This is a genomic window from Teichococcus coralli (assembly GCF_009829925.1).
In the GTDB taxonomy this organism is placed as follows: Bacteria; Pseudomonadota; Alphaproteobacteria; order Acetobacterales; family Acetobacteraceae; genus Pseudoroseomonas; species Pseudoroseomonas coralli.
Genome location: NZ_SNVJ01000005.1, coordinates 217,666 through 242,289, shown reverse-complemented (window position 1 = coordinate 242,289; position 24,624 = coordinate 217,666). Strand labels below are relative to the sequence as shown.

Here is a 24,624-nt window from a genome sequence, read left to right as displayed (position 1 = left end):
TGACAGTGATTTAGCGGGATTCACCCCCCTCTCATCCACAGAATTATCCACAGGTTCGGTGGACAACTTCCTCGCCTCTTGTGCCCACTTGCCCCCCACGCGATTGATCCCGCCCATGCAGACAGCAGGTTCCGACGTGTCGCCTCCCGAAGCCCCGCTCATGGAAGGCGTTGTGGTCATCGAGGCCGCGCTTGCCACCATGCCGCTCGCGCCCGGGGTTTACCGGATGCTCGATGCGAAGGGCGAGGCGCTCTATGTCGGCAAGGCGCGCAGCCTGAAGAAGCGCGTGGTCGCCTATACCCAGATCGCCCGCTTGCCCGAACGGCTGCGGCGCATGGTGCACGCCACCCGCCGGATGGAGATCATCACCACCGGCAGCGAGGCCGAGGCGCTGCTGCTGGAGGCGAACCTGATCAAGCGGCTGCGGCCGCGCTTCAACATCGTCCTGCGCGACGACAAATCCTATCCCTGGCTGGTGCTGACCGAGGACCACGCCTACCCGCAGATCAGCAAGCACCGCGGCGACAAGCGCAAGGGCGCCAGCTACTGGGGACCCTTCGCCAGCGCCTGGGCGGTGAACCAGACCATCACCGCGCTGGAAAAGGTTTTCCTTCTGCGCTCCTGCCGCGACACGGTTTTCGAGAGCCGCGACCGGCCCTGCCTGCTGCACCAGATCAAGCGGTGCTCGGCGCCCTGCGTCGAGCGCATCAGCGCCGAGGACTATGCCGGCCTGGTGCGGGACGCGAAGAAGTTCCTCTCCGGCGAGACGCCGAGCGTCCAGAAGAAGCTCGCCGCCGAAATGGAGCAGGCCGCCGAGGCGCTGGAATTCGAGCGCGCCGCCGCCATCCGCGACCGCATCCGCGGCCTGACGCATATCCAGGGGCAGAACGCCATCAACCTGGAGGGCGTGGGCGACGCCGACGTGGTGGCGCTGCACCAGATCGCCGGCCAGTCCTGCGTGCAGGTCTTCTTTTTCCGCGGCGGACGCAACAACGGCAACCGCGCCTTCTTCCCGGCCCACGCCAAGGACGACGCGGCGCCGGAGGAGGTGCTCTCCGCCTTTCTCACGCAGCTCTACGACGACCTGCCGCCGCCACCGCTGGTGCTGCTCTCGCACGAGGTGCCGGACGCGCCGCTGATCGCCGAGGCGCTGACGCTGAAGGCCGGCCGCAAGGTCGAGCTGCACCGCCCCCAGCGCGGCGAGAAGCGCGCCGCCGTGGACCACGCCGCGACCAACGCGCGCGAGGCGCTTGAGCGACGGCTCGCCGAGGGCACCGCGCAGGCCGCCCTGCTGGAGGGCGTCGGCACGCTGTTCGACCTGCCCGAGACGCCTTCGCGCATCGAGGTCTACGACAACAGCCACATCCAGGGCAGCCACGCCTATGGCGTGATGGTGGTGGCCGGCCCGGAAGGCTTCATGAAGAATGCCTACCGGAAATACGCCATCCAGGGCGCGGGCGCGCCGCGCGTGCCGCCGCGTGTGGCGGCCGAGGTGCCGGGCGGCGTGGCCGAGACCCGCCGTGCCGCGGGTGGTGGCGGCACCAGGCAGGCCAGCGGCGGCGGCGACGACTTCGCGATGATGCGCGAGGTGTTCGAGCGCCGCTTCGGCCGCGCGCTGAAGGAGGACCCGGGGCGCCAGGCCGAGGGCTGGCCCGATCTGGTGCTGATCGACGGCGGCGCCGGGCAGCTTTCCGCCGCGCGCGAGGTGATGGCGGAGCTGGGCCTCGGCGACCTGCCGCTGGTCGCCATCGCCAAGGGGCCGGACCGCGACGCCGGGCGCGAATGGTTTCACATGGCGGGCAAGCCCCCCTTTCAGCTGCCGCCGCGCGACCCCACGCTCTACTACCTGCAGCGCCTGCGCGACGAGGCGCACCGCTTCGCCATCACCACCCATCGCGCCGGCCGCTCCAAGGCGATCAGCCGCTCGGAGCTGGACGAGATCCCGGGCGTGGGTTCGGCGATCAAGCGCCGCCTGCTGAACCATTTCGGCTCGGCGCGCGGCGTGCGGCAGGCGGGGCTGGAGGATCTGCGCAACTGTCCGGGCATCGGGCCTTCGATGGCAGCGCGCATCCACGAGCATTTCCACCCTGGCGCCGGCGCGGCGAATTTGGGAAAGGGTTGACCGCCCGACCGGGAAGGGAACGTCTTGCCAACCGATCTGCCGAACCTCCTGACGCTCTCCCGCATCGCCGCGGTGCCGCTGCTGGTGCTGCTGGCCGTGCTGCGCCATCCCTGGGCGGATCTCGGCGCTTGCGCCGTCTTCTCGGCTGCCGCCATCACGGACTACTTCGACGGCAAGATCGCCCGCGAGCGACAGCTCATCTCCGCCTTCGGCCGCATGCTGGACCCGATCGCCGACAAGCTGCTGGTCGGCGCGGCGCTGATGCTGCTGGCCGGCCTCTCGCACCTTTCCCTGCTCGGCCTGCTGGCCGCCATTGTGATCCTGCTGCGCGAGATCCTGGTCTCCGGCCTGCGCGAGTACCTGGCAGGGCTCGCCGTTGGCCTGCCAGTGACGCGGCTGGCCAAATGGAAGACCGGCGTGCAGATGACCGCGCTTGGCATCCTGCTGGCCGGCGACTCCGGCGCTTCGGTGCTGCATCTTTCGTTTCTGCCGCTCAATGCCATCGGCGAGGTGATGCTGTGGCTTGCCGCCGCCCTCACGCTGCTGACAGGCTGGGACTACGTGATGGCCGGGCTGCGCCATGCGGAGGCGCAGGACACGGCGCGCAACCATCCCGCGCAAAAGGGATTGTCCCGCCCTTGAGTGGGCCCCGGGCGCGTCGCATCTTCCGGGCAAGCAGTTCCAGGAGCGGTCGATGAGCGAGGTTTCGAGCGGCGGGCGGATCAACGGGGGCTTGCGGCGGGGCATCGCCGGGGGGGTTTCGGCCATGGCACTGCTGCTCGGCCTGGGCGCCTGCGCCTCGTCTTTCACCGGCGAGCGCACCGAAGCCATTCCAGCCAGCCTCACGGTTCGCCGGGTGCTCGGCGAGCCGCCGGAGGTGGCACCCCTGCAACCCGTTCCGGGCGACGTCTGGCCGACCCCTGAGCAGGAGGAGCGGCGGCCGACGCTCGGCGATCCGAACCTGCTGGAGAGCACGCCGGCAACGCCCCCCCCGGCGCACCGGCCCATCCCGCGCGGCAGTTCCACCGGCGCGGACCTGCTGCAGCCCGGCACGGTGGTGCGCCAGCCGGACATCGTCCGCGTCGAACCGCCGGCGATGCCGCGCGACCTGGCGCCGCCGCCGCGCCGCGCCGACGGCCAGATCATCCCGACGCCGAGCGGACCCGTCGTCACCAGCGGCGGTGGCCGGGGCTACAGCACCTACAACCGGCCCGGCGGCGGTTCCGGCATCGCCGTGCCCCAGGGCGCCACCACCTTGCTGATCGAGCCGGACGGCACGGTGCAGCAGGTGCCGACGCCGCGCTGAACGCCATGCAGGTCCTTTATTTCGCCTGGGTGCGGCAAAAGGTGGGCGTTGGCCAGGAGGAGGTCTCGCCGCCCCCGGAAGTGGCCGATGTCGCCGGGCTGATGCGGTGGCTCTCCGGGCGCTCTCCCGGCCATGCCGCCGCCTTCGCCAATGCCCGGCAGGTGCGCGCGGCGGTGAACCAGGAGTTCTGTCCGCCCGACCACCCGGTGCGGCCGGGCGACGAGGTCGCCTTCTTTCCGCCCGTGACCGGGGGCTAGGCCATGGCCACGGTGCGGGTGCAGGAAGGCGCTTTCGACATGGCGGCGGAGCAGGCGGCGCTGGCCGCCGGCCGCACCGACGTGGGCGGAATCGCCAGTTTTGTCGGCCTCTGCCGCGGGGATGACGGGCTGGCCGCACTCGTGCTGGAGCACTACCCCGGCATGACCGAGCGCGCGCTGGCCGGCATCGCCTCCGAGGCGGAGACCCGCTGGCCGCTCACCGGCTGCACCGTGGTCCACCGCGTCGGCCGCATCCATCCGGGCGAGCCGATCGTGCTGGTGCTGACCGCCAGCGCCCACCGCACCGCCGCGCTGGAAGCCTGTGCCTTCCTGATCGACTGGCTGAAGACCGGCGCGCCCTTCTGGAAGCGCGAAGAGTTTCCCGACGGGCGGGAGCGCTGGGTGGAGGCCAGGACCAGCGACGACGCCGCGGCCGCCCGCTGGCAGCAGGCGTGAGGCGGCTGGCCGCGCCCGCCGCCGTCCTGGCGGCGGCGCTGCTGCTGGTCTGGCCGGCCTTCCTCAACCGCTATCCGATCCTGTTCAGCGACACCGGTGCCTTTCTGGCGCAGACGGTCGAGCCGCTGATGATCTGGGACAAGCCCTGGATCTACGGCCCTCTGCTGCACCTGTTCCACTGGCGGCAGACGCTGTGGCTGCCGCTGCTGGCGCAGGGGCTGGTGGTCTCCCACCTGCTCTGGCTCGTCCAGCGCGTGCTGCGCGGCGGCGCCACGCCGGCCGCCCATCTTCTGCTCTGCGCCAGCCTCGCCGCGCTGACCGCCCTGCCCTGGGTGGCGGCCCTGCTGATGCCGGATGTCTTCGCGCCGGTGGTGGTGCTGGCGCTGTTCCTGATCGGCTTCGCGCCGCATGCCGCCCTTTCGCGTGGCGAGCTGGGCTACCTGCTGGCCTTGGCGACCCTGGGCATCGCCGCGCACCTGTCGCACATCCCGCTCGCCCTCGCTCTGGTGGTGCTGACGCTGCTTGTTGCCCGCCGCCTCGCGCCGGTGCTGTGGGCCGCGCTTCCCCTGGGCCTTGCGCTGCTGCTGCTGGTCGGCACCAACGCGGCCGGGCATGGGAAGGCCTCGCTCTCCCCTTATGGCGCCACCTTCCTGCTGGCGCGGTTGATCGCCGACGGGCCGGCGGCACGCACCATCGCCGCCGCCTGCCCGCAGCGCGGCTGGTATCTCTGCGCCTGGGCAGGCCGCCTGCCGGACGACAGCGATGTCTTTCTCTGGGAGCCGGACAGCCCGGTGAACCGGGACGCGCAGGGCCGCCCCCGCTTCCTGGGCGGGGTGCTCCTGGCGCCGGAGGCTCAGCAGATCGTTGCCGAGACGCTGCGACGCGAACCTTTCGGCGTGGCCGCCGCCGCGCTGCGCAACGCGGCGGTGCAGCTGTTCAAGGCGGAAGTCGGCGATACGCTGAGCCGGCAGGCGCTGGGCAGTTCCGTCCGGCCCCGGCTGGTGCAGGGCTTCCCCCCGGCGGAAGTGGCGGCGCATGACGGCTCGGCGCAGGTCGAGGGCCGCTTGCCTGCCCTGGCCGCGCCCCTTCTCTGGCCGCAAGGCCCGGCGCTGGTGCTCGGTGCCGGGGCGCTGCTGCTCGCCTGGCGCAGGCTGGCCAGCGGAAAGGGAACGCTGCCGGAGGCGGAGCGCCGGCTTCGCCTGGGCTTCGTCCTGATGCTGCTGGTCGGCGTCGCGGCGAACGCCATGGCCACCGGCGCCCTTTCCAAGCCGCACCACCGCTATCAGGCACGGGTCGCCTGGCTGATGCCCCTTGGCGCGATGGCGCTGCTGCTGCCTCGGCTCGACACGCGAGCCACATTACAAAACTGAAACCTGATCCGTCTCCGGGAGCTTCAGCAACGATCCGCAAGCTCCGGGAAATGCCATGCGCCCATTCGCCACGCCCCTGCTTCTTCTGACGCTTGCCCTGCCCTCGGCCACTTTGGCTCAGAGCGGGCTGGAGTGGCCGGAAGAAGGTGTGCCCGAGCTGCGCCTGGGGGATGGCGCCGTGCAGCTGGCTCCCGTGCTGCGGCTGGACCTCGATGCCGGCGCCTATGGAGACCAGGACCGGCCTGGAGGCTTTCGTTCGGGCACCAATCTCCGGCGCGCCCGCCTCGGCGTGGAAGCCAGCCTGCCGCATGACCTGGAGGCAACCTTCATCTGGGATTTCGGCGCCGCCTCCGTGCGTGACGCCAGCGACCTGTACGAGGCCTCATTGGCCTGGGACGGCCTGGGCTGGGGCACCGTCCGGGTCGGCGCCTACAAGCCGCAGCACATGCTGGAGCAGGCCGGCAGCTCCTTCGATCTGCTTTTCATCGAGCGCGCCGTGATCTCCGATCTGGCCGCGGACGTCGCGACCGGCACCGGGCGACAGGCCGCCGGGCTGGAGGTGCGCCGGGACCGGTGGAGCATGGCCGCCTACATCACCGGCGGCGAGATGTCGAAGCCGCAGAGCTGGGGCCAGCGGGGCGTGGCCGGACGCGTCACGGCAATCCCTCTGCGGCAGGAAGGGATGCTGGTGCAGCTCGGCGCCAACGCCGCCTATCAGTGGCGCCCCGGCCAGGACGGCGCATACAACGAAGCCAGCCTCAGCGGCTACCCCGAACTGCGGGTGGATTCACGGCGGTTTCTGGACACCGGAGACGTCGAAGCAGACAGCCTCTGGGCGGCCGGCCCGGAACTTTCCGGCGTGGCAGGGCGCTTCTTCGGGCAGGCGGAGTATCAGGTCATCGGCATCGACACGCCGCGGGGCGGCACTCGCCACGGCGAAGGCTGGTACGTCGCGGCGTCCTTCACCCTGATCGGCGCCGCCCGTTCCCATGATCCGGAAACCGCCACCTGGAAGCGCCCCAGCTCGCCGGAACCCTTCGATGCGGCGGCCGGGCATTGGGGCGCGCTGGAGGTGGCGGGCCGCTACAGCGTCGCTGACCTCAGGGACGGGCCGCTGCAGGGCGGCGTGCAGCGGATCTGGACCGCCGGGCTGAATTGGTATCCCCATCCCATGGTGAAGGTCATGCTGAACTACCAGGACGGCCACCTCTTATTGACTGATGAAAGCCGCAATTTCAAGGCGATCGGATTACGTCTTTCCTACTCGCTTTAGCATTCCGTCCGGGTGGCCTCAGCCAAACGTCGCGGCCAGCCCCTCCGCCAGCGGACGCGGCGTGACGCCGAGGCGCTCCCGCATCGGCGTGATGTCGAAGGCCTTGTCCTCCGTCAGGCGGCGGATCTCGTCCGGCCCGATGGTGGGCAGGAAAGGCAGCAGGGGCGTCATCCGTGCGAGCAGCCGCAGGGGCGCCGCCGGCACCGGCAGCACAGGAGGCGCGCGCAGCCCGGCGGCACGCGCCACGGCGGCCAGGAAGTCGCGGTAGGGCATCGGCTCCGGTCCGGCCACCACCAGCGTGGAGGGCGCCGCCCAGTTCCGCCCCAGCGCCGCCAGGAGCGAGGCGGTGACATCCTCCTGGTGGACCGGCTGCACCAGCGCCCGGCCACCGTCCGGAAGTGGCGCGACGGGCAGCCGGCGCATCAGCGCGGCCAGCCGTCGCACGTTGTTCTCCCCCTGCGCGCCGTAGATCATCGTCGGGTGCAGCATCACGCCAGGATGCGCCCCCGCCAGGAAGGCGGCCTCCCCGGCGCGCACGCCGTCGCCATGCTCGTCCGGCCAGCGTGAGAAGCGGCGGGTGGAGCCCATCAGCACCATCGTCGCTCCCTCCGGCGCCGCCGCCAGGAGGGCGGGCGCCCAGCGCGCATGGGCGCAGGAAACGATCCTGTCCGCCCCGGCAAGCGCCGCCCGTAGCGCGGCCGGGTCTCGGAGGTCGGCGAGGCGGGCCTCGCCCGGCAGGCCGAGGGCTTGCCAGGCGGCCGGCCGCCGGACAACCGGTACATAGGCCTCGCGCCGCGCGGCCAGGGCGCGGCAGAGCGCCGCACCCGAGCGCCCGGCAGCGCCAATGACGGCGATGCTCATGCGGCTGCGCGCGTCAGCCGCTCCGCCGCTCGCGCCCAACCGATGACGGGCAGGAACAGGCGAAGCTCGGGGCCATGCTCCTCGCCGGTCAGCGCGCGGCGCAGTGGCAGGAAGAGCGCCTTGCCCTTGCGCCCCGACGCAGCGCCAAGCGCCTTGGTCCAGTCGCCCCAGGTCTGCTCGGACCAAGGCTCCGGCGGCAGCAGCTCCAGCGCCTGGCGGAGGAAATCCGCCTCCTCCGGCTGCGGCGCGATGGCGGCCGGGCCGTGCGCCACTTCCCACCAGTCGCGCGCCTCGCCCAGCAGGTCCAGGTTGCCGCGCACGGCGAGCCAGAAGGCCTCGTCGGCGCCCTCGGGCAGGCGGCCGCGCACGGTGGCGAAGTCCAGCCCATGCAGGTAGCGGCGGTTCAGCGCCAGGAGCTGGGTGGGATCGAAGCGGGCGGAGGAGCGGGAAAGCCTGTCGAGCGCGAAGCCTGGCGCCAGTTCCGCCGGGGGCGCCGCCACCGGGTCCTGCGAGGAGCCGAGCGCCGCCAGGTAGCCGACCAGCGCCGGCGGCTCGATGCCGTCCCGCCGAAGCTGCCGCAGGCCCATGGAGCCAAGGCGCTTGGAAAGCTGTCCGCCCTCCGCATCCGTCAGCAGCGGCAGATGCGCGAAGCGGATGCTGTTCGGCCTGCCGCTCAGCGCCTCCAGGATGTCGATCTGCACGCCGGTGTTGGTGACGTGGTCCTCGCCGCGGACGATGTCGGTGATGCCGGTCTCCAGGTCGTCCACCACCGAGGTGAAGGTGTAGAGGAAGGAGCCATCGGCGCGGATCAGCACGGGATCGGAGATCGGCGGCAGCTTCACGGAACGGCGGCCGAGCACGCCGTCCTGCCATTCCACGGCGCGCGTCGAAAGCTTGAAGCGCCAGTAGGGCTGCTTGCCATTGGCCAGCGCGCGCTCGTACTGCTCCTCTGTCATCTTCAGCGCGGCGCGGTCATAGACCGGCGGCCGGCCCTGCTTCTGGCGCTGCTCGCGCTTGAAGCGAAGCTCCTCTTCGCTCTCAAAGCAGGGATACAAATGGCTGCTTTTTTTTAATTTCTCAGCCGCCGCCTCGTAGCGCTCAAGACGATCGGACTGGCGGAAGCTCTCATCCCAGTCGAGGCCGAGCCAGCGCAGGTCCTCCTCGATGCCGGCGGCGAATTCCGGCTTGCTGCGGGCGGTGTCGGTGTCGTCGAAGCGCAGCACGAAGCGGCTGCCATGGCGCCGCGCCAGCAGCCAGTTGGCCACGGCGATGCGCGCGTTGCCAACATGGAGATATCCGGTCGGGCTGGGGGCGAAGCGGAGCTTCATGCCTCGTCCTCCTCGCCGCCTTCGCCGCCTCCTTGGGCCTCGTCGTCCTCCTCCATGCGGCGCGGGTCGAGCATGCGCCAGTTCCGCTCCTCGGGATCGCGCACAGGATCGGCCGCGAAGTCACGGATTTCGTTGCCGCTGCTCCAGCCCTGCCCGGCGCTGCCGATCACCTCGGCATCCTCGCCGAAGGCGAACCAGGCCGCCAGCACCTCGTCCGGGGTCAGGCCGGGGGCGCGGCAGCGCTCGATGCTGTCGCGCACGTAGCGGCGGGCGAAGCCGTTGGCATGCGCCAGGGTCTGGAAGCCACGGATGGTTTCCACCGGCTCCGCGCCGTTGCCGCCGGAGAGATCGCGGATCTGCACGCTGAAGCCGCCCTGCGGCGCAAAGAGAGTGTCGTCGAATTGGCCGCTCATGGCAGGAGGCCCGTCATTCCGTTGCTGAAGGGGTCGCAATGGCCCCGGCCGAGCCGCAGGGCGGCGGGCGCCTGACGCCGCTTGTGGGCAGCCGCCGCCAGGGCGCGCCAGAGCCGGGACACCTCGGCGCGGTCGTAGCCCTGCGCGGCCAGCGCGTCCACCGGCTTCTCCGCCAGCAGGCCGCGCAGCATGGCCTCGGTCCCGCCGTCCAGGGAAGGCGGCGGCAGGCCGCGCGCGGCGGCGAGGGCGGCGAGCTCGCCGGGCCAGATCTCGGCGAGCGGCGCTAGGTGCCCGGCCCGGCTTCCCAGGCCGAGCGCCCGCCGGTCCGCCGTGGCGGCGTTGAGCAGCAGCGCATCACGCGCGGCCGCAAGCGCCTCCAGGGCGGCATCGTCTTTGGGCGAAGGAACGGCTGCCTCCTCGCCTCCCACCGGAAAGACCCGCAGCCCCGCCGCCCGCGCCACCTCCATCAGCAGGGCGGCGGCGGCCCCCCCGGACATGTCCAGCATCACGCCGGCGTAGCCGCCCTTCGCCACGGCATCGGCCACCGCCAGCAGCAGGACCCGCCACAGGCGCTCCTGCGGCGGCATGGCCTCCGGCAGCGCCTGCGGCACGCAGCGCCAGCCCGCCTCGCCTTCCTGCCATTGCACCAGCAGCGGCCCGGATTGGAAGGCGGGCAGGCGCGCCGCGAGCCGCCGGTCGGCGTTCAGCACGAACCCGCCGCCGGGGTGGACCCATGGCCCCTGCCCGCCCAGGAGGCCGAGGCCGAGGAAGGGCAGCCCCGTTTCCACCACGCGGGCCACGGCGGCGTCGCTGGCGCGGTCCTCCGGCTCGCCGGCAAAGGGTGCGGCGGCCAGGGAGAGCAGCATGTCGGCGCCGGTTTCCTCCAGCGTCTCGGCAATGGCGGGGTCGTCGGCGTCGGCGCCGCTCATCACGCCGAGGCGCAGGCCGCGAAAGGCCATGGGGCCAGGCGCGGGGCCGGGGGTGAGGCGCGGATCGGCGCCATGCGGAAGGGCATGGCCGGCGCGCCGGGCCATGACCTTGCCGCCCTCCAGCAGCAGGATGCCGCTGCGGAGGCGCCCCGCCTCCCGCCAGGGGGCGCCGACAAGGAGGCCCGGGCCGCCATCGGCGGTTTCGGCGGCCAGGGACTGCAGGGCTGCTTCGCAGGCGTCCAGAAGCTCGGGCCGGGCGGCGATATCGGCCGCGGGCGCGCCGCTGAGCGAGGCCTCGGGCGTGACCAGCAGCGCCGCTCCGCGCCCGGCCGCCAGGGCACGTGCGGCGCGCAGGGCTTCCGCATTGGCCGCGATGGCGCCGAGCTGCGGGTTCAGCGCCGCGAGCAGGAAGCGCACCATCTCAGCGCTGCCTGCCCAGCACGCCGAGCACCATGCCGACCGAAACCAGCGCCACCCCGGCAAGCCCCGCCCAACCCAGCCACTCGCCCAGCAGCGGCCCGGCGGCGAGCGCCGCCAGTGCGGGCGTCAGCGCCGTGATGGTGGTCGTGCGGGCGCTTCCAAGCGCGTTCACCGCGCGGGTGAACAGGAAGCCGGCCACGACCACGGCGAAGAAGCCTTGATACACAAGCTGGTAGGCGATGGCGCCGGGCGAGGCGGAGGCCATCTCGGAGGGCAGCCCCAGCCACCACAGCGGCAGATAGATCAGCGGCGGGTAAAGGGCGAGCATGGTGGTGGCGGTGAGCGCCGGCACCTGCCAGCGGCGGATCAGCACCGTGAAGCTGGCCCAGGAGAGGCAGGCGGAGAGGAAAAGCAGGTCGCCACGCCAGGCGCCGGGATGCGCTCCGAAGGTGTCGGCCGCCAGCAGCAGGATGCCGCCGCCCACCACGCCCAGCGAAAGCAGCCGGCCGCGCGGAAAGAGCTCGCCCAGGAAGACGGCACCAAGCAGGGCTGCCGCGAAAGGCAGCATCCCCGTCATCAGCACCGCCGCATGGGCGGTGGGAGCATAGCGGAAGCCCCAGTAGGCCAGCAGGGGATAGCCGAAGGCGGCCGTCGCCATCAGCGCCAGGCAGCGCCCCGGCGCCAGGCGGGGCCAGCCGAAGGCCGCCGCGATCACCAGCCCCACGACCAGCGAGCCGGCATAGCGCAGCGCCGCCATGTCCCAGGGCGTGAGGAACTGGCGGGTGCCGAAACGGGATGAGAGCAGAAAGCCCGTCCAGACCGCCAGCACGCCGAGGGCGCATGCGAGTCCGACCAGGCGCTCCCGCCCCGGACGAGGAGGAGAAATCGGCAGGGCTGCGGCACGGGACTCGGACGTCATCGCGAGACCCTACCGCCGCTCGCTGCCTTCGCCCATGCTGCGCTGCGTCGAAAATCCGACAGGCAGATTCCCAGACTCGGCGCTTGCCTCTTGCGGCGGTATTTACCGCCGCGATATGCCAGATCGTGGTGTGGGCATCTGGCTTCACCCAAGATCTGGGTGGCCCTGTCCCCCGAGGGAAGGAGGTGCCGCGATGTCCGGCTTGCAAACCGTTGATCGCGACCGTTCCGCCAATCCGCTGGACGTGCTGGAGCAGATCGTCGCCGCCAATGAATGGGCCTTCGAGCGTCGCTCGGACGGGGAGATGGCGGTCGAGGCGCCCGGCAAGTGGTGCGACTATGGCCTGTTCTTCTCCTGGTCGCAGGAAATCAGCGCGATGCACTTCACCTGCGCCTTTGACCTGAAGGTGCCGGCCGGCCGCCGCGCGCCGCTCTACGAACTGCTGGCGCTGGCCAACGAGAAGCTCTGGATCGGCCATTTCGGCATCGAGAGCGACGAAGGCGCGCCGGTCTACCGCCATGCCGTGCTGCTGCGCGGCGCCCAGGGCGCCAGTGCCGAGAGCCTGGAAGACATGGTGGATATCGCGATCACCGAGTGCGAGCGCTTCTTCCCTGCCTTCCAGTTCGTGCTCTGGGGCGGCAAGCCGCCCACCGAGGCGCTGGCGGCGGCCATGCTGGACTGCGTGGGCGAGGCGTGAGCTCCGTCGCCACGGCGGGCGGCGCCACCCTGCCGCCCCTCCTGCTGGTCGGTTGCGGCAAAATGGGCGGCGCCATGCTGGAGGGCTGGCTGGAGCGCGGCGCCGAGCAGGTGGTGGTGGTGGAGCCCTCCTCCGAAGCCACCGCCGGCTTCGCCGGGCGCGTCACCCACTGCGCGGCGGTGGAGCAGATCCCCGCCGGCTTCACACCCGCCGCCATGGTGCTGGCGATCAAGCCGCAACAGGCGGACGCCGCCCTGCCCACCCTTTCCCGCTTCGCACGCGAAGGGGCGCTGGCGGTCTCCATCATGGCCGGCAAGACCATCGCGGGCATGACCGGCGCGCTGGGGGGCAAGGCGCAGGTGGTGCGCGCCATGCCCAACACGCCCGCCGCCGTGCGCCAGGGTTTCACCTGCGCCTTCGCCGGCCCCGGCGTCAACCCGGCGCAGCGCGCGCTGGCCGACGAGCTGCTTTCCGCCATCGGCGAGACTGCCTGGCTGGAGGAGGAAGGGCAGCTCGACGCCGTCACCGCCGTTTCCGGCGGCGGACCGGCCTATGTTTTCCTGCTGGCCGAACTGCTGGAGGCCGCCGCCATCGAGCAGGGCCTGCCGCCGGCGCTGGCGCGGCAGATGGCGCGGCGCACCGTCGCCGGCTCCGGCGCCTTGCTGTCGGCAAGCCAGGAGGACGCGGCGCAGCTCCGCCGCAACGTCACCAGCCCCAAGGGCACCACCGAGCGCGCGCTCAACGTGCTGATGGCCGCCGAGGCCTGGCCGCGGCTGATGTCGCAGGCGATCGCCGCCGCCACCACCCGCTCGCGCGAACTGGCCGGCTGAGACGCCGCGGCCAGGCCTCGGCGGCCGCAGGCAACGGATCATTTCACCGTCTCCGGCCTTGGCGAAATTGCCCCTGCACCCCAGAATTTCGGCATGAGCGAAAGCACCAGCCCCGCCCCCGACGACAATGCCCTGATGGACGCCCTCTGGCCGCTGGTGGCCGAGCGCGGCTGGAACGGTTTCACCTTCCCCGAGCTGGCGGAGCGGGCCGGCATCGGCCTGCCCGACCTGCGGGAGCGCGCGCCCACGAAGTTCCACCTCCTCCGCCTGCACTCCCGGCTGGTGGACAAGGCGGTGCTTGCCGATGCCGCTCCGAACGCCGGCGGTGCCCCGCGCGACCGCATCTTCGACACGCTGATGCGCCGCATCGACGCGCTGCAGCCGCACCGGGAGGGGCTGATCCGGTTCGGGCGGGAGATGCGGCATGACCCGCTGCTCAGCCTGGCGCTGGCGCCCGTGTTGGCCGCCTCCATGGCCTGGATGCTGGAAGCGGCGCGGATCAACGCCTGCGGCCTCACCGGCATGCTCCGGGTGAAGGGGCTCTCGGCGGTGTGGATCGCCACGCTGCGGGCCTGGGAGCAGGACGAGAGCGTGGATCTCGGCTCCACCATGGCGGCGCTGGACCGCGCGCTCGACAAGGCCGAAAGGGTTGCGCGCACCCTGCGGCTCGACACCGGCGAGGAGCCACCCCCGCCCGACCCTGCCCCCGAGGTCGTGACCTGAGCCGCCGGGAAGCGGTTTTGCGCCGCTGCGGCCGCGGCCTAGACTGGCCGTGAAACAAGAGCCAAGGAGACGTTCATGTCGGACCGCCCAAAGTTCCCCCTGGAGACGGACATGATGCGCCTGCTCTCCGAGTTCCGCCTGCCGGCGATGCCCGATGCGGATGCGCTCGCCGCGGCGCAGCGGCGCAACCTGGAAGCGCTCTCCGCCGCCAACAAGGTGGCGCTGGAGGGGGCCCAGGCCGTGGCCCGCCGGCACATGGAAATCCTCCAGCAGTCCGTCTCCGAGATGACCCAGGCCATGCAAGGCATTTCCGGCGAGGCAACGCCGCAGGACAAGGCGGCCAAGCAGGCCGAGGTGCTGAAGGCCAGCTATGGCCGGGCGGTCTCCAACATGCAGGAGATCGCCGAGCTCATCCAGAAGTCGAATGCCGAGGCCCTGGCGGTGCTGAACCGCCGCTTCGCCGAGGCCATGGATGAGGTCAAGACATTGATGAACAAAGCCTCCGGCTGACGGCGAGCAGGGCGGCGGCGTTTCTTGCCGCCCTTTTCCCCGGTTCACGCCGGCAGCCGGACCCGTGCCCGCAGCCCGCCCAGCGGGCTGCCTTCCAAGGCGATGTCCCCTCCATGCGCCCGCGCAATGTCGCGCGCGATGGCCAGCCCCAGGCCAGTGCCGCCGGCGGAGAAGCTGGTGAAGGGCTTGAAGGCCTCCTCCCGCGCCGCTTCCGGGATCCCCGGCCCATCGTCGTCCACCGTGATCAGCACCCAGCGGCCAGGCGGCCGACCGGCTTCCTCGCGCGGCACCTCGGTGATGGCAAGGGCGATGCGGCGCGCATGGCGCCGGGCGTTGTCCAGCAGGTTGCCGAGGCAGCGGCGCAGCGCGTCCACCCGCACCGGCAGCATCACCGAACCCGGCACCTCCACCGTGACCATGGCGCCGTCCCGGCGGGCGCGGGCGGCGAGGTCCTCCACCAGTTCGGCGAGGTCGGCCGGCTGGGCATGCTCCAGCCCCTCGCCGCGTGCGAAGGCCAGATAGGTGGCGATCATCCGCTCCATCTCGGCCACGTCCTCCGACATGGCGGCCGCATCCTCCTCGGTGCCCGCGGGCAACATGGCGAGGCTCAGGCGCAGCCGGGTCAGCGGCGTGCGGAGGTCGTGGCTGATGCCGGCGAGCATTTCGGTGCGCTGGTTGATGAAGCGGCGGATGCGCGCCTGCATCTGGTTGAAGGCGGCGGCGGCCTGCCGGACCTCGCTGGCTCCCTCAGGCTTGATCGGCCCGATCTCGCGCCCCATGCCGAAGGCCTCGGCGGCGCTGGCGAGGCGGCGGATGGCCCGCACCTGGTTCTTCATGAACAGCGCGGCCACGACGAAAAGCAGCAGCGAGGTACCGACCAGCCAGATGACGAAGAGGTAGAGCGTGCCGAAGAACAGGCGCTTGCGCGGCGCCTCGACATGCAGCACGCCGCCCGGCATTTGCACGCGGATGATCACGCTGCGGGGATCGCTCTGCCAGTCCGTGTCGAAGGGCAGGCCGACGCGCTCGCGCAACGCCTGGGAAAGGTCCTCCTCCAGCGGCAGGATGGGCAGCCAGCTCTGCCGCTGGCTCGGCATCCCGATGCTCGCCTCCGGCTCGAAAGCGAGCGAAAGGTCAAGCCGCCAGGCCGCCTGGCGGAACACCCAGCCATGGTCCTCCCCCGGCGCCTGCCGCCCGAGGATCTCCACCACCATTCCCACATCGCCGGCGACGCCGCCCGCCAGCCGGCGCGAGATGATGTCGAGATGTCCGCCATAGAAGAGCTGCAGCGCGACCGCCTGCAGGATCAGCAGCGGCAGCAGGATGATCAGCAGGGCGCGGCCGAGCAGCCCGCGCGGCGTCAGGTAGCGGAAGGGCGCGCCCATGCGGCGGAGCAGCCGCCGCAACCAGGAGGGGCGGCTCTTCATGTGCCGGGCTTCAGGACATAGCCGCGGTGCCGCACCGTCTGCAGGAAGCGCGGCTCGCGCGGGTCCGGCTCGATCTTGCGGCGCAGGCGCGTCACCTGCACGTCCACGGCGCGTTCGCCCGCTTCCGGTGTGCCAAGCGCGGCGGCGATCTCCTCGCGCGTCAGCACCTCCCCCGCCCGGCGGGCCAGCGCGGAAAGCAGCGCCGCCTCCCCGCCGGTGAGGCGGTGCGTGCCGTCCTGGCCACGGAGCTCGCCCCGCTCAGGGTCGAACCAGCGCGAGCCGAGCTGCACGGGCGCCAGCGGCAGGCTGGCCGGCAGCGCGGGCGCCGCGCGCCGCAGGATGGTGCGGATGCGCAGCGCCAGCTCGCGCGGGTCGAAGGGCTTGGCGAGGTAGTCGTCGGCGCCGTGCTCGAAGCCGGCGATCCGGTCGTCCGGCGCGCCGGCGGCGGTCAGCATCAGGATCGGCACGTCATGCCCTTCCCGCCGCAGCGTCTCGGTCAGCTCCAGGCCGGATTCGCCGGGCATCATCACGTCCACGACCAGCAGGTCGAAGGCCATGCCCTGCATGGCCTGCCGGGCCAATGCGGCATCGGCGGCGGCGGTGACGCGGAACCCCTGTTCGGAAAGGAAGCGCTGCAGCAGGTTGCGCAGCCGCGCGTCGTCGTCCACCACCAGCAGGTGCGGCTCGTTCCCGCTCATGCGGCGCTCCGCGGCTTGGGATGGGTGGGGCCGCTACGCGGATCGGGCGGCGCGGCGCGGTCGAGCTGGGCGCGCGCCTCGGTTCCCATCAGGCCGCGCATGACACGGCGGAACCCCTCCACCGCCACCGGGCCGGCCTCGCGGTAGGCCCGCATCACCCATTCACGCTGCCGCTCGAAAAGCCGCCGCTCCAGCGCCTCGCCCTTCTCGGTCAGGGTGAGCAGGCGCTGACGGCGGTCGTTGCGGCCTGGCGTTTGCGTCACGTAGCCTTCCTCGACCAGCGGCGTCAGCACCCGGCCGAGCGACTGCTTGGTGATGCCGAGGATACCCAGCAGCTCGCCCACGGTGATGCCGGGCCGCCGGCCGACGAAGTGCAGCACGCGGTGATGCGCCCGCCCCATGCCGAGTTCGGCCAGGATGGCGTCGGGGCCGGCGGTGAAGTCGCGGTAGCCGAAGAACAGCAGGTCCTGCGCCAGGCGGAGTTCCTCTTCGCGGAGGAACAGCAGTTGGCGTCCTGCGCCGACGGGCTTGCCTTCGCCCGCGGCCTTCGCGTCCGGTGTGTCTGGCATCCCTGGCATGCGTCCGCTTTTGGTCAGCTTCATTGACATATCAACGAAGCAAGTTTTACGTTTGAGGTGTCAGGCGCAATTAAGTTACGCAGAAAAGGTACGGAGGATAACGCTCATGACGCTGGCTCCCTTCGACGACCGCGACGGCTGGATCTGGATGGACGGGCATATGGTGCCCTGGCGCGACGCCCGGCTCCACGTCCTGACCCACGGGCTGCATTATGCCAGCGGCGTGTTCGAGGGCGAGCGGGCCTATGGAAGAAATATTTTCAAACTGCGGGCGCATACGGACCGGCTGATCGCTTCGGGCCGCATCCTCGGCTTCGAAATTCCGTGGAGCGCCGAGGAGATCGATGCCGCCTGCATGGCGGTGCTGGAGAAGAACGGCCTGGAGGATGCCTATCTGCGCCCCCTCGCCTGGCGCGGCTCGGAAATGCTGGCGGTCTCGGCGCGGCAGACCAGGATCCATCTGGCGATCGCTGCCTGGGCATGGCCCAACCTCTTCGGCGCCAACCGCATGAAGGGCGTGCGGCTCGCCATGGCGCCGTGGCGCCGCCCGGCGCCGGACACGGCGCCCACCGCCTCCAAGGCCTCGGGCCTTTACATGATCGGCACGCTGTCCAAGCACGCGGCCGAGGCCGAGGGCTACGACGACGCCCTGATGCTCGACTTCAAGGGCGACGTGGCCGAGGCGACCGGTGCCAACGTCTTCTTTGTCATGAATGGGGAGCTGCACACGCCAACGCCGATCTGTTTCCTGGACGGCATCACCCGGCGCAGCGTGATGGACCTGGCGAGACACCGGCAGATCAAGGTGGTGGAGCGCACCATCGGCGCCGGGGAGATCGGTGGCGCCACGGAAGTCTTCCTGGCCGGAACGGCGGCCGAGGTGACGCCGGTGCGCGCCATCGGCGAGCACAGCTTCACGCCCGGCGCCATCACGGAAACGCTGCTGGGGGACTACGAGGCGCTGGTGCGGCTGCGCCCGGCAGAGGTGGCGCGCCGCAGCGCGTGAAGCGCGGAAAGGCCAGGCGCTACCCGATGGCGAGCGCGATCGCGACCAGCACGACGACGCCCGCCAGCACGGCCAGGATCATCCACCCGGTGCGAGACCGGTCGGCCGATCCCCGCGCCTCGGCCTCGCTGGCGCCGCGCGCCAGGCCCTGCGCCGCGGCCGGGGCCGAGCCGGTCTCCAGCGCGCGGGCCCGGGCGATCATCTCCGGGCTGGGCGGAACGCCGGCGGCCTCGTCGTCCGCGCCAAGAGGCGCAGCGGCCGGATCGCTGAAGGCGACCTTGTCGCCGCTGCGGCCACTGTCGATGTCGTGGCGCAGCTTGTCTGCGCGGTGGTCCGTCCCAGCCATGTTCCGTCTCCCGGCGATAGGCCGCTGGCCTTCCGCCTTGTTCGTGAGGGTGGTGCCCGGCCGCCAACGCCGCGCGGCCCGTGTCCACCGCAGGCTTATGGAGAACCGGCCGAGGCGGCGCGGGGTTTCCGAGTGCCGGAAAAAGGCGATCCGGCCACCCCGCCTTCACCTTCCCTGTCCCCCGGTCCAGAATGCGCGGCAAGCACACCCCAGGGGAACGCCGCCCGCATGAGCTGGACCGATGCCTCCGCCCGCAACGCCTTGCGGCGCCTGTTCGACACGGCGATTCGCGCGGCCGACCCGCGGGCGATCCTGGCCCGCCATCTGCCCGAGCCGCCGAAGGGCCGCGTGGTGGTGGTGGGCGCCGGCAAGTCGGCCGCGGTGATGGCGGCGGCGGTTGAGGATGCCTGGCCGGAAGCCAACCTTTCCGGCCTCGTCATCACCCGCTACGGCCATGCCGCGCAGACGCGGCGCATCGCGGTCGTTGAGGCCTCCCATCCCGTGCCCGACGCGGCGGGGGAGGCGGCGGCGCGGCGCGTGCTGGCGGCGGTGCAGGGGCTCGGCGCCGAGGACCTGGTGCTGGCGCTGATCTCCGGCGGCGGCTCGGCGCTCATGGCGCTGCCCGCCGAGGGGCTGACCCTGGCCGACAAGCAGGCGGTGAACCGCGCCCTGCTCGCCTCCGGCGCCACCATCAACGAGATGAACTGCGTGCGCCGGCACCTTTCGGCCATCAAGGGCGGAAGGCTGGCTGCGGCGGCGCATCCGGCGCGGGTGGTGACGCTCGCCGTTTCCGACGTGCCGGGCGACGACCCGGCCGTGATCGCCTCCGGCCCGACCGTGCCGGACCCCTCCACCTTCGCCGAGGCGCGCGGCATCGTCGCGCATTACGGTATCGAACTGCCGCCCGCGGTGGCGGCGCATCTCGCGGCGGCGGCGGAGGAAACGCCAAAGCCTGGGGACCCGCGCCTCGCCCGCGCCGAGTTCCGCTTGATCGCCACGCCGCAGATGGCACTGGAGGCGGCGGCCGAGGAGGCGCGCGCCCTCGGCCTCGCGCCGCTGCTGCTGGGCGACGCACTGGAGGGCGAGGCGGCGGTGGCCGGCACTTTGCTGGCCGGGATCGCCCGCAGCGTGCGGGCGCATGGCCATCCGCTCGGCGCCCCGGCGGTGCTGCTCTCCGGCGGCGAGACCACGGTGACCATCCGCCCCGGCGTCACGCCCGGGCGGGGTGGCCGCAACACCGAGTGCCTGCTCGGCTTCACCCTCGCCGCCGCCGGGATGCCGGGCGCCTGGGCGCTGATGGGCGATACCGACGGGATCGACGGCTCGGAAAACAATGCCGGCGCCCTGGCGGCGCCGGAAACCCTCGCCCGCGCCGCGGCGGCGGGGCTGGACGCCCGCGCGCTGCTGGCGTCACACAACAGCCACGCCTTGTTCGACCGGCTTGGCGATACCATCGTCACCGGGCCCACGCTTACGAATGTCAATGACTTCCGTGCCATTCTGATCGCCTGAGCCGAGTCCGGCCTCCGTCCGACGGGCCAAAGCGCCCGCCACCTCGTTCAAGCCGGCCAAAGCGCCGTAGCCGAAGGACATCACTTTGCCGCCGCGCATTCCCCTCCGCCGCCGCCGTCGCACCAAGATCGTCGCCACCCTGGGCCCCGCCAGCTCCACGCCGGAGGTGATCGAGCGCCTTTATCGCGGCGGGGCCGACGTGTTCCGGCTCAATTTCAGCCATGGCAGCCATGAGGACCACGCCAGCCGCATCCAGATGATCCGCGCGCTGGAGAAGCGCGTGGGCCGCCCGATTGGCATCCTGGCGGACGTGCAGGGCCCCAAGCTGCGCGTCGGGCGCTTCCAGGGCGGCCGGGTCCAGCTCCAGACCGGCCAGAGCTTCCGCCTAGACCTCAGCGCCACGCCGGGTGACGTGCGGCGCGTGCAACTCCCGCATCCCGAGATCATTGAGGCGGCCCGCATCGGCACCACCCTGCTGCTGGACGACGGCAAGCTGCGCCTGCGCGTGGTGCACAAGCGCGACGACCATTTGGAGACCGAGATCCTGGTCGGCGGGGCGCTGTCCGACCGGAAGGGCGTCAACGTTCCCGATGTGGCGCTGCCGATCCCGGCCCTGACGCCGAAGGACCGCGCCGATCTCGACTTCGTGCTGCCGCTGGGCATCGAGTATATCGGCCTCTCCTTCGTGCAGCGGCCGGAGGACGTGATCGAGGTGAAGGAGATCGCCGACGGGCGCGCCTGGGTCATGGTGAAGATGGAGAAGCCGCAGGCGGTGGAGAACCTGGAGGGCATCCTCGACGCCACGGACTGCGCCATGGTGGCGCGTGGCGATCTCGGCGTGGAGTGCCCGCCCGAGGAGGTGCCCTTGGTGCAGAAGCGCATCGTGCGCGAGTGCCGCCGGCGCGGCCTGCCTGTGGTGGTGGCGACGCAGATGCTGGAAAGCATGATCAGCGCGCCCTCCCCCACCCGGGCCGAGGCCTCGGACGTCGCCACCGCCGTGTTCGACGGCGCGGACGCGGTGATGCTTTCCGCCGAAAGCGCCGCCGGCCAGTTCCCTTACGAGGCGGTCAACATGATGGACCGCATCCTGGCCCGGGTTGAGCAGGACGACGGCTGGCGGCAGATCACCGATGCCGCCCGGCCGGCACCGGAGAAGAACTCGGCCGGCGCCATCGCCGCCGCCGCCCGCCAGGTGGCGGAGACCATCGGCGCACAGGCCATCGCCACCTTCACCGCGACCGGCTCCACCACCTTGCGCGTGGCGCGGGAGCGGCCCACCAGCCCGATCATTGGCCTGACCTCCAGCGAGAAGACGGCACGGCGCATGGCGGTGGTCTGGGGCGTGCATCCGCTGCCCTCCGCCGAGCCGAACAGCATGACGGACATGGTGGCCAAGGCGGTGCGCGCCGCGCAGACAGAGGGTTTCGCGCAGGCCGGCGAGGAGGTCGTGGTAACGGCGGGCGTGCCCTTCGGTACGCCCGGCACCACCAACGCGCTGCGCGTCGCGGTGGTGAAGTAGGGCGAGGCCGGCGGCGGGGCGTCAGGCCAGCGGAAAGGCCGCGCCCATCCGCCGGAGGTGGTCGCCCTCGTGGCGCGCCACCTCCGCCAGGATGCCGTCCGTCGCCCCGTCGCGCAGCGCGCGCCGCGCCTCCAGCGCCGGGGAGGTGCCGTAGATGCCATGGCCGTCGGTGCCGAGGACGGTGGCCACTCCGGCGCGGATCAGCCGCGCCAGCCGCCCGCCACCGCCGCTCCGCCCCGGACCACTGCGGTAGCCGAGCGCCCGGTTGGAGCCGATGCCCATCTCCACCACGGCACCGATCTCGCGGGCCAGAGCCACTTCCCGCCGCCCGACGCCGTAGAGCGCATGGCCGACCCGCCCCATGCCCGGCGGCAGCCCCGCCGCGCGGAAGCCTTCCAGCGCCGCGCGCACGTTGCCGGGGTGGCGAGGCGTTTCTCCCGCATGCACGCGGACCACCGTGGGCAGGCCCCGGCGCACGCGGCCGGCGGCCCAGGCGACCACCACCGGCATGAAGTCCTCGGTCGGGTTGGTCTCGTGCCCGGCGAGATCGGCTCCCGCGAGCAGAGGGTGCTCTGCCATCAGCGCGTCCAGCCGCGCCAGGGCGCGGGCGATGTCATCGGGCGCCGCGTGGCGGTTGATGGTGGCCAGGAAGAGGATGCGGACCCCGGCATCCGCCTGCAGCCGCCGGGCCGCGGCTCCGGCCACGCGCATCCAGGCCGCGCCCTCCTCGCCCCGCGCGAGCGGCGCGCTCGCGCTGAGCTCGACATGCGTGACGCCGTCGCGGCGGGCGTCGCCCGCCACGGAGGCGAGGATGCCGGGCAGGAGCGCGGGATGGGCGCCGAGTGGCCTGCGGACGGAATAGGCCCGCTCCAGCAGCACGAACGGGTCCATCCCTCCACTCGCCGCGGGGCGCCGGGGCATTTCCATGGCGGCCTCCAGCCGGGCGAGGCTTTCCGGCGGCAGGTCGCGAAGACGCACCTGGGGTGAGCCCTGGGCGGGCGCGGCGATGCCGCCGGGCAGGATGCGCGTGTCGCCCTCGGCGAGCCGGACGCCTTCTGGTAAGGGGACTTCGGCGAGGCGCAGCATGGCGGCGGGGTAGGAAAGGTCGTGCAGCAGGCCGAGGCGGATCAGCTCGGCGGAGCGGGGGGCGCCGGTGAGGTGCGTGTGGATGTCCGTGGTGACGGAAGGCGCCGGAAGGATTGTCGGGTGCTGCTCCATGTCCGACCTTAGCGGGAGCGGTGACGCGCCGCCATCAAAACATGGCGCGCCACCCTGGCTCACGGCGGCCCGGCCTCAGGGGCTCACGGCGGCCCGGCCTCAGGCGGGCGCCTTCTCGCGCGCCAGCAGCTCCCGCTTGCGCGGCAGGCCCCAGCGGTAGCCGGTCAGCGCGCCGTCCTTGCCGATCACCCGATGGCAGGGCACGGCGAGGGCGGCGGGATTGGCCGCGCAGGCCGCCGCCACGGCGCGCACCGCGCGGGGCTGGCCGATCGCTTCCGCGAGGCCGGAATAGGTGGTGGTTTCCCCGGGCGGGATCGCCATCAGCGCCTGCCAGACGCGCTGCTGGAACGCGGTGCCGCGCAGGTCCAGCGGCAGGGCGCGGGCCGCATGCGGCTCCTCGATCAGTGCCACCACGCCTTGCAGCACCACCGCCATGGCCTCGCCGCCGGCCAGGTGGCGGGCTTTCGGGAAGCGCGCGGCGAGTTCGCCCAGCAGCGTCGCCCTGTCCGGACCGAAGGCGATGCGGCAGATGCCCTTCTCGGTCGCAGCCACCATCAGCAGGCCGAGCGGCGAGGCGGTGAAGGCGTGATGGATGGTCTCTCCCTCTCCGCCACGGCGGGCGGCGCCGGGGCTCATGCCAAGCAACCGCCCGGGCTGCTCGTAGACGCGGCTTTCGCTGCCGAAGCCGGCCTCCGCGACGGCCTCGGCCACACGGGCGCCCTCGCCCAGTGCGGCCTGCAGTCGCCGGGCCTTCACCGCATCGGCGTAGGCGCGCGGCGTCAGGCCGGTGATCTCGCGGAACAGCCGGAGGAAGTGATGCCTGGCATAGCCGGCGTGCGCGGCCAGTTCGGCCAGGGGCGGCATCGCCTCAGCCCCCTCGATGCGGGCGCAGGCGTCGCGCACGGCCTCGGCATGGAGGGCGGCACGGGTGCCGAGCGGATCGCAGCGCCGGCAGGGGCGGAAGCCGGCGGCCTCCGCGCTGGCGCAGTCCGGGAAGAAGCGGACGTTGCGCCGCAGCGGCAGGCGGGACGGGCATCCGAACCGGCAAAACACGCCCTGCGTGGCCACGGCGTAAACCATGTCGGGCCTCGCCTCGCGGCGTTGCAGCTCGGCCCAGAGCATCTCGGGATCGGGGTTCATGAGAAGGCTTATGCCATTGCCGGCGGCCTCCGCGCCTTCCGCCGGTTGCGGCGGTTCAGATGCCCTGGCCATGCGCGGCCTGGTAAAGCTTCCGCAGCCGCTCCTCCGCCCCGGGCATGCGGGGGTAGATGGCCACGGCTTCCTGCATGGAGCGCAGCGCGTCCTCGGTGTCGCCCAGTTGCTCCTGCAAGCCGGAGAGCACCGCCAGCGCGGTGAAGTGGCGCGGCTCCAGGGTCAGCACCTGACGCAGATCGCGCATGGCGGCCGCGAAGTCACCGGTTTCGGCAAGGGCCTGCGCCCGCAGCAGCCAGGCCTGGACGCAATCGGGCTGCAACACCAGTGCGGCGTCGAAGTCCTCCACCGCATCGGCCGCCGCCTCGCTGCGCAGGTTGCGCCGGCCGCGCTCCAGCAGAAGCGTCACCGCCGGCGAAGCGGCCTGCGCCCAAAGGTTGCGGATCTGCGCCGCCACGGCGGCCGCGATGTCTTCGTCCGGCGCGTTCGGCAGGGCGTCCAGCAGGCGGTCAAGCTGCGCGCGGCGCGCTTCGGGTGCGGCGGGGCCGGCCGCCGGCTGCGCCCCGGCGTCATGGGGCGCGAGCGTCACGGCCAGGGCGGAAGCGAGGAGGAACGGCGCGGCGCGCATGGTCCCTAGCTTGGATCGTCCCTCCACCGGCGCAAGGGAAATCGGCGCGCGGCGAGCTGGCGGGTCACACCGCTGCCAGGCGGGGGCTGTCACCGATTGGCAAGGGAGGCGCCGGTGGGCAGGATG

At 72.2% G+C, this 24,624-nt stretch carries 26 protein-coding genes; 14 read left to right on the top strand and 12 right to left on the bottom strand.

The window, feature by feature from the left end; translation table 11 throughout:
• Nucleotides 1-115: 115 nt before the first annotated feature.
• Genes uvrC through E0493_RS08200 form a run of 7 tightly spaced genes read left to right on the top strand, consistent with a single transcriptional unit; the run spans nt 116 to nt 6,784 of the window.
• Entirely contained in the window at nt 116-2,122 is a 2,007-nt protein-coding gene (gene uvrC, locus E0493_RS08230; protein ID WP_160936443.1) for an excinuclease ABC subunit UvrC, read from the top strand.
• A 24-nt stretch (nt 2,123-2,146) separates the two neighbouring features.
• Nucleotides 2,147-2,764 carry a CDP-diacylglycerol--glycerol-3-phosphate 3-phosphatidyltransferase gene (gene pgsA / locus E0493_RS08225; protein WP_160936442.1) on the top strand — a complete coding sequence of 206 codons (618 nt, stop codon included), beginning with the start codon at nt 2,147-2,149 and terminating at the stop codon, nt 2,762-2,764.
• Nucleotides 2,765-2,816: 52 nt separating this feature from the next.
• Nucleotides 2,817-3,428, top strand: coding sequence for a hypothetical protein (locus tag E0493_RS08220; RefSeq protein ID WP_160936441.1), 612 nt, complete (start codon nt 2,817-2,819; stop codon nt 3,426-3,428).
• A gap of 5 nt (nt 3,429-3,433) precedes the next feature.
• Nucleotides 3,434-3,685, top strand: coding sequence for a molybdopterin converting factor subunit 1 (moaD, locus tag E0493_RS08215; protein ID WP_160936440.1), 252 nt, complete (start codon nt 3,434-3,436; stop codon nt 3,683-3,685).
• 3 nt (nt 3,686-3,688) lie between these two features.
• Nucleotides 3,689-4,141 (top strand): molybdenum cofactor biosynthesis protein MoaE, encoded by a 453-nt coding sequence (locus E0493_RS08210; protein WP_160936439.1) that lies wholly within the window; start codon nt 3,689-3,691, stop codon nt 4,139-4,141.
• The gene (locus E0493_RS08205; protein WP_235913647.1) at nt 4,138-5,511 is read left to right on the top strand and encodes a hypothetical protein; all 1,374 of its coding nucleotides are present in this window, start codon (nt 4,138-4,140) and stop codon (nt 5,509-5,511) included. The genes E0493_RS08210 and E0493_RS08205 overlap by 4 nt, the downstream gene beginning before the upstream one ends.
• 55 nt (nt 5,512-5,566) lie before the next feature.
• Complete coding sequence (locus E0493_RS08200) at nt 5,567-6,784, top strand: OprO/OprP family phosphate-selective porin (RefSeq protein ID WP_160936438.1); 1,218 nt, start codon at nt 5,567-5,569, stop codon at nt 6,782-6,784.
• 18 nt (nt 6,785-6,802) lie between these two features.
• On the opposite strand, the gene E0493_RS08195 is transcribed toward E0493_RS08200, so the two are convergent.
• Genes E0493_RS08195 through E0493_RS08175 form a run of 5 tightly spaced genes read right to left on the bottom strand, consistent with a single transcriptional unit; the run spans nt 6,803 to nt 11,654 of the window.
• The gene (locus E0493_RS08195) at nt 6,803-7,645 is read right to left on the bottom strand and encodes an SDR family oxidoreductase (RefSeq protein WP_160936437.1); all 843 of its coding nucleotides are present in this window, start codon (nt 7,643-7,645) and stop codon (nt 6,803-6,805) included.
• Entirely contained in the window at nt 7,642-8,973 is a 1,332-nt protein-coding gene (gene gltX, locus E0493_RS08190; RefSeq protein ID WP_160936436.1) for a glutamate--tRNA ligase, read from the bottom strand. The genes E0493_RS08195 and gltX overlap by 4 nt, the downstream gene beginning before the upstream one ends.
• Nucleotides 8,970-9,386, bottom strand: a complete 417-nt coding sequence (locus E0493_RS08185; RefSeq protein WP_160936435.1) for a hypothetical protein — start codon at nt 9,384-9,386, stop codon at nt 8,970-8,972. The genes gltX and E0493_RS08185 overlap by 4 nt, the downstream gene beginning before the upstream one ends.
• A complete protein-coding gene (locus tag E0493_RS08180; RefSeq protein ID WP_160936434.1) occupies nt 9,383-10,735 on the bottom strand; it encodes an NAD(+) synthetase in 1,353 nt (450 codons plus the stop codon). Before E0493_RS08180 ends, E0493_RS08185 begins: the two co-directional genes overlap by 4 nt.
• Before the next feature lies 1 nt (nt 10,736).
• Entirely contained in the window at nt 10,737-11,654 is a 918-nt protein-coding gene (locus E0493_RS08175) for a DMT family transporter (RefSeq protein ID WP_160936433.1), read from the bottom strand.
• A gap of 193 nt (nt 11,655-11,847) precedes the next feature.
• Here E0493_RS08175 and E0493_RS08170 point away from each other — a divergent pair, with 193 nt between their 5' ends.
• The 4 genes from E0493_RS08170 to E0493_RS08155 all read left to right on the top strand — a co-directional run bounded on the left by E0493_RS08170 (nt 11,848) and on the right by E0493_RS08155 (nt 14,414).
• Nucleotides 11,848-12,351, top strand: a complete 504-nt coding sequence (locus E0493_RS08170; protein WP_160936432.1) for a type III secretion system chaperone family protein — start codon at nt 11,848-11,850, stop codon at nt 12,349-12,351.
• Nucleotides 12,348-13,181: a pyrroline-5-carboxylate reductase gene (proC, locus tag E0493_RS08165; RefSeq protein WP_367614469.1), complete on the top strand. Its 834-nt coding sequence runs from the start codon at nt 12,348-12,350 to the stop codon at nt 13,179-13,181. The genes E0493_RS08170 and proC overlap by 4 nt, the downstream gene beginning before the upstream one ends.
• A gap of 93 nt (nt 13,182-13,274) precedes the next feature.
• On the top strand, nt 13,275-13,904 hold the full coding sequence (locus E0493_RS08160) for a TetR family transcriptional regulator (protein WP_160936431.1): 630 nt from the start codon (nt 13,275-13,277) through the stop codon (nt 13,902-13,904).
• 75 nt (nt 13,905-13,979) lie between these two features.
• A complete protein-coding gene (locus E0493_RS08155) occupies nt 13,980-14,414 on the top strand; it encodes a phasin family protein (protein WP_160936430.1) in 435 nt (144 codons plus the stop codon).
• Nucleotides 14,415-14,458: 44 nt separating this feature from the next.
• Here E0493_RS08155 and E0493_RS08150 read toward each other — a convergent pair whose 3' ends face one another.
• Genes E0493_RS08150 through E0493_RS08140 form a run of 3 tightly spaced genes read right to left on the bottom strand, consistent with a single transcriptional unit; the run spans nt 14,459 to nt 17,108 of the window.
• A complete protein-coding gene (locus E0493_RS08150; RefSeq protein ID WP_160936429.1) occupies nt 14,459-15,841 on the bottom strand; it encodes an ATP-binding protein in 1,383 nt (460 codons plus the stop codon).
• The gene (locus E0493_RS08145) at nt 15,838-16,539 is read right to left on the bottom strand and encodes a response regulator (RefSeq protein ID WP_160936428.1); all 702 of its coding nucleotides are present in this window, start codon (nt 16,537-16,539) and stop codon (nt 15,838-15,840) included. Before E0493_RS08145 ends, E0493_RS08150 begins: the two co-directional genes overlap by 4 nt.
• Nucleotides 16,536-17,108, bottom strand: coding sequence for a MarR family winged helix-turn-helix transcriptional regulator (locus E0493_RS08140; RefSeq protein ID WP_202396984.1), 573 nt, complete (start codon nt 17,106-17,108; stop codon nt 16,536-16,538). Before E0493_RS08140 ends, E0493_RS08145 begins: the two co-directional genes overlap by 4 nt.
• Nucleotides 17,109-17,223: 115 nt before the next feature.
• On the opposite strand from E0493_RS08140, the gene E0493_RS08135 reads away from it, so the two are divergent.
• Nucleotides 17,224-18,123: a branched-chain amino acid aminotransferase gene (locus E0493_RS08135; protein WP_160936427.1), complete on the top strand. Its 900-nt coding sequence runs from the start codon at nt 17,224-17,226 to the stop codon at nt 18,121-18,123.
• Between the two features lie 19 nt (nt 18,124-18,142).
• On the opposite strand, the gene E0493_RS08130 is transcribed toward E0493_RS08135, so the two are convergent.
• Nucleotides 18,143-18,469, bottom strand: coding sequence for a hypothetical protein (locus E0493_RS08130; protein WP_160936426.1), 327 nt, complete (start codon nt 18,467-18,469; stop codon nt 18,143-18,145).
• A 228-nt stretch (nt 18,470-18,697) separates the two neighbouring features.
• Between E0493_RS08130 and E0493_RS08125 the strand changes: the two genes are divergently transcribed.
• Both E0493_RS08125 and pyk read left to right on the top strand, forming a co-directional pair.
• Nucleotides 18,698-19,981, top strand: a complete 1,284-nt coding sequence (locus E0493_RS08125) for a glycerate kinase type-2 family protein (protein WP_160936425.1) — start codon at nt 18,698-18,700, stop codon at nt 19,979-19,981.
• A gap of 85 nt (nt 19,982-20,066) precedes the next feature.
• Nucleotides 20,067-21,500, top strand: a complete 1,434-nt coding sequence (pyk, locus tag E0493_RS08120) for a pyruvate kinase (protein WP_160936424.1) — start codon at nt 20,067-20,069, stop codon at nt 21,498-21,500.
• A gap of 21 nt (nt 21,501-21,521) precedes the next feature.
• Here pyk and E0493_RS08115 read toward each other — a convergent pair whose 3' ends face one another.
• The 3 genes from E0493_RS08115 to E0493_RS08105 all read right to left on the bottom strand — a co-directional run bounded on the left by E0493_RS08115 (nt 21,522) and on the right by E0493_RS08105 (nt 24,498).
• Nucleotides 21,522-22,718, bottom strand: a complete 1,197-nt coding sequence (locus E0493_RS08115) for an amidohydrolase family protein (RefSeq protein WP_160936423.1) — start codon at nt 22,716-22,718, stop codon at nt 21,522-21,524.
• Between the two features lie 99 nt (nt 22,719-22,817).
• Complete coding sequence (gene ada, locus E0493_RS08110) at nt 22,818-23,858, bottom strand: bifunctional DNA-binding transcriptional regulator/O6-methylguanine-DNA methyltransferase Ada (protein WP_235913646.1); 1,041 nt, start codon at nt 23,856-23,858, stop codon at nt 22,818-22,820.
• 55 nt (nt 23,859-23,913) lie between these two features.
• Nucleotides 23,914-24,498 (bottom strand): tetratricopeptide repeat protein, encoded by a 585-nt coding sequence (locus E0493_RS08105; RefSeq protein WP_160936421.1) that lies wholly within the window; start codon nt 24,496-24,498, stop codon nt 23,914-23,916.
• Nucleotides 24,499-24,624: the final 126 nt, after the last annotated feature.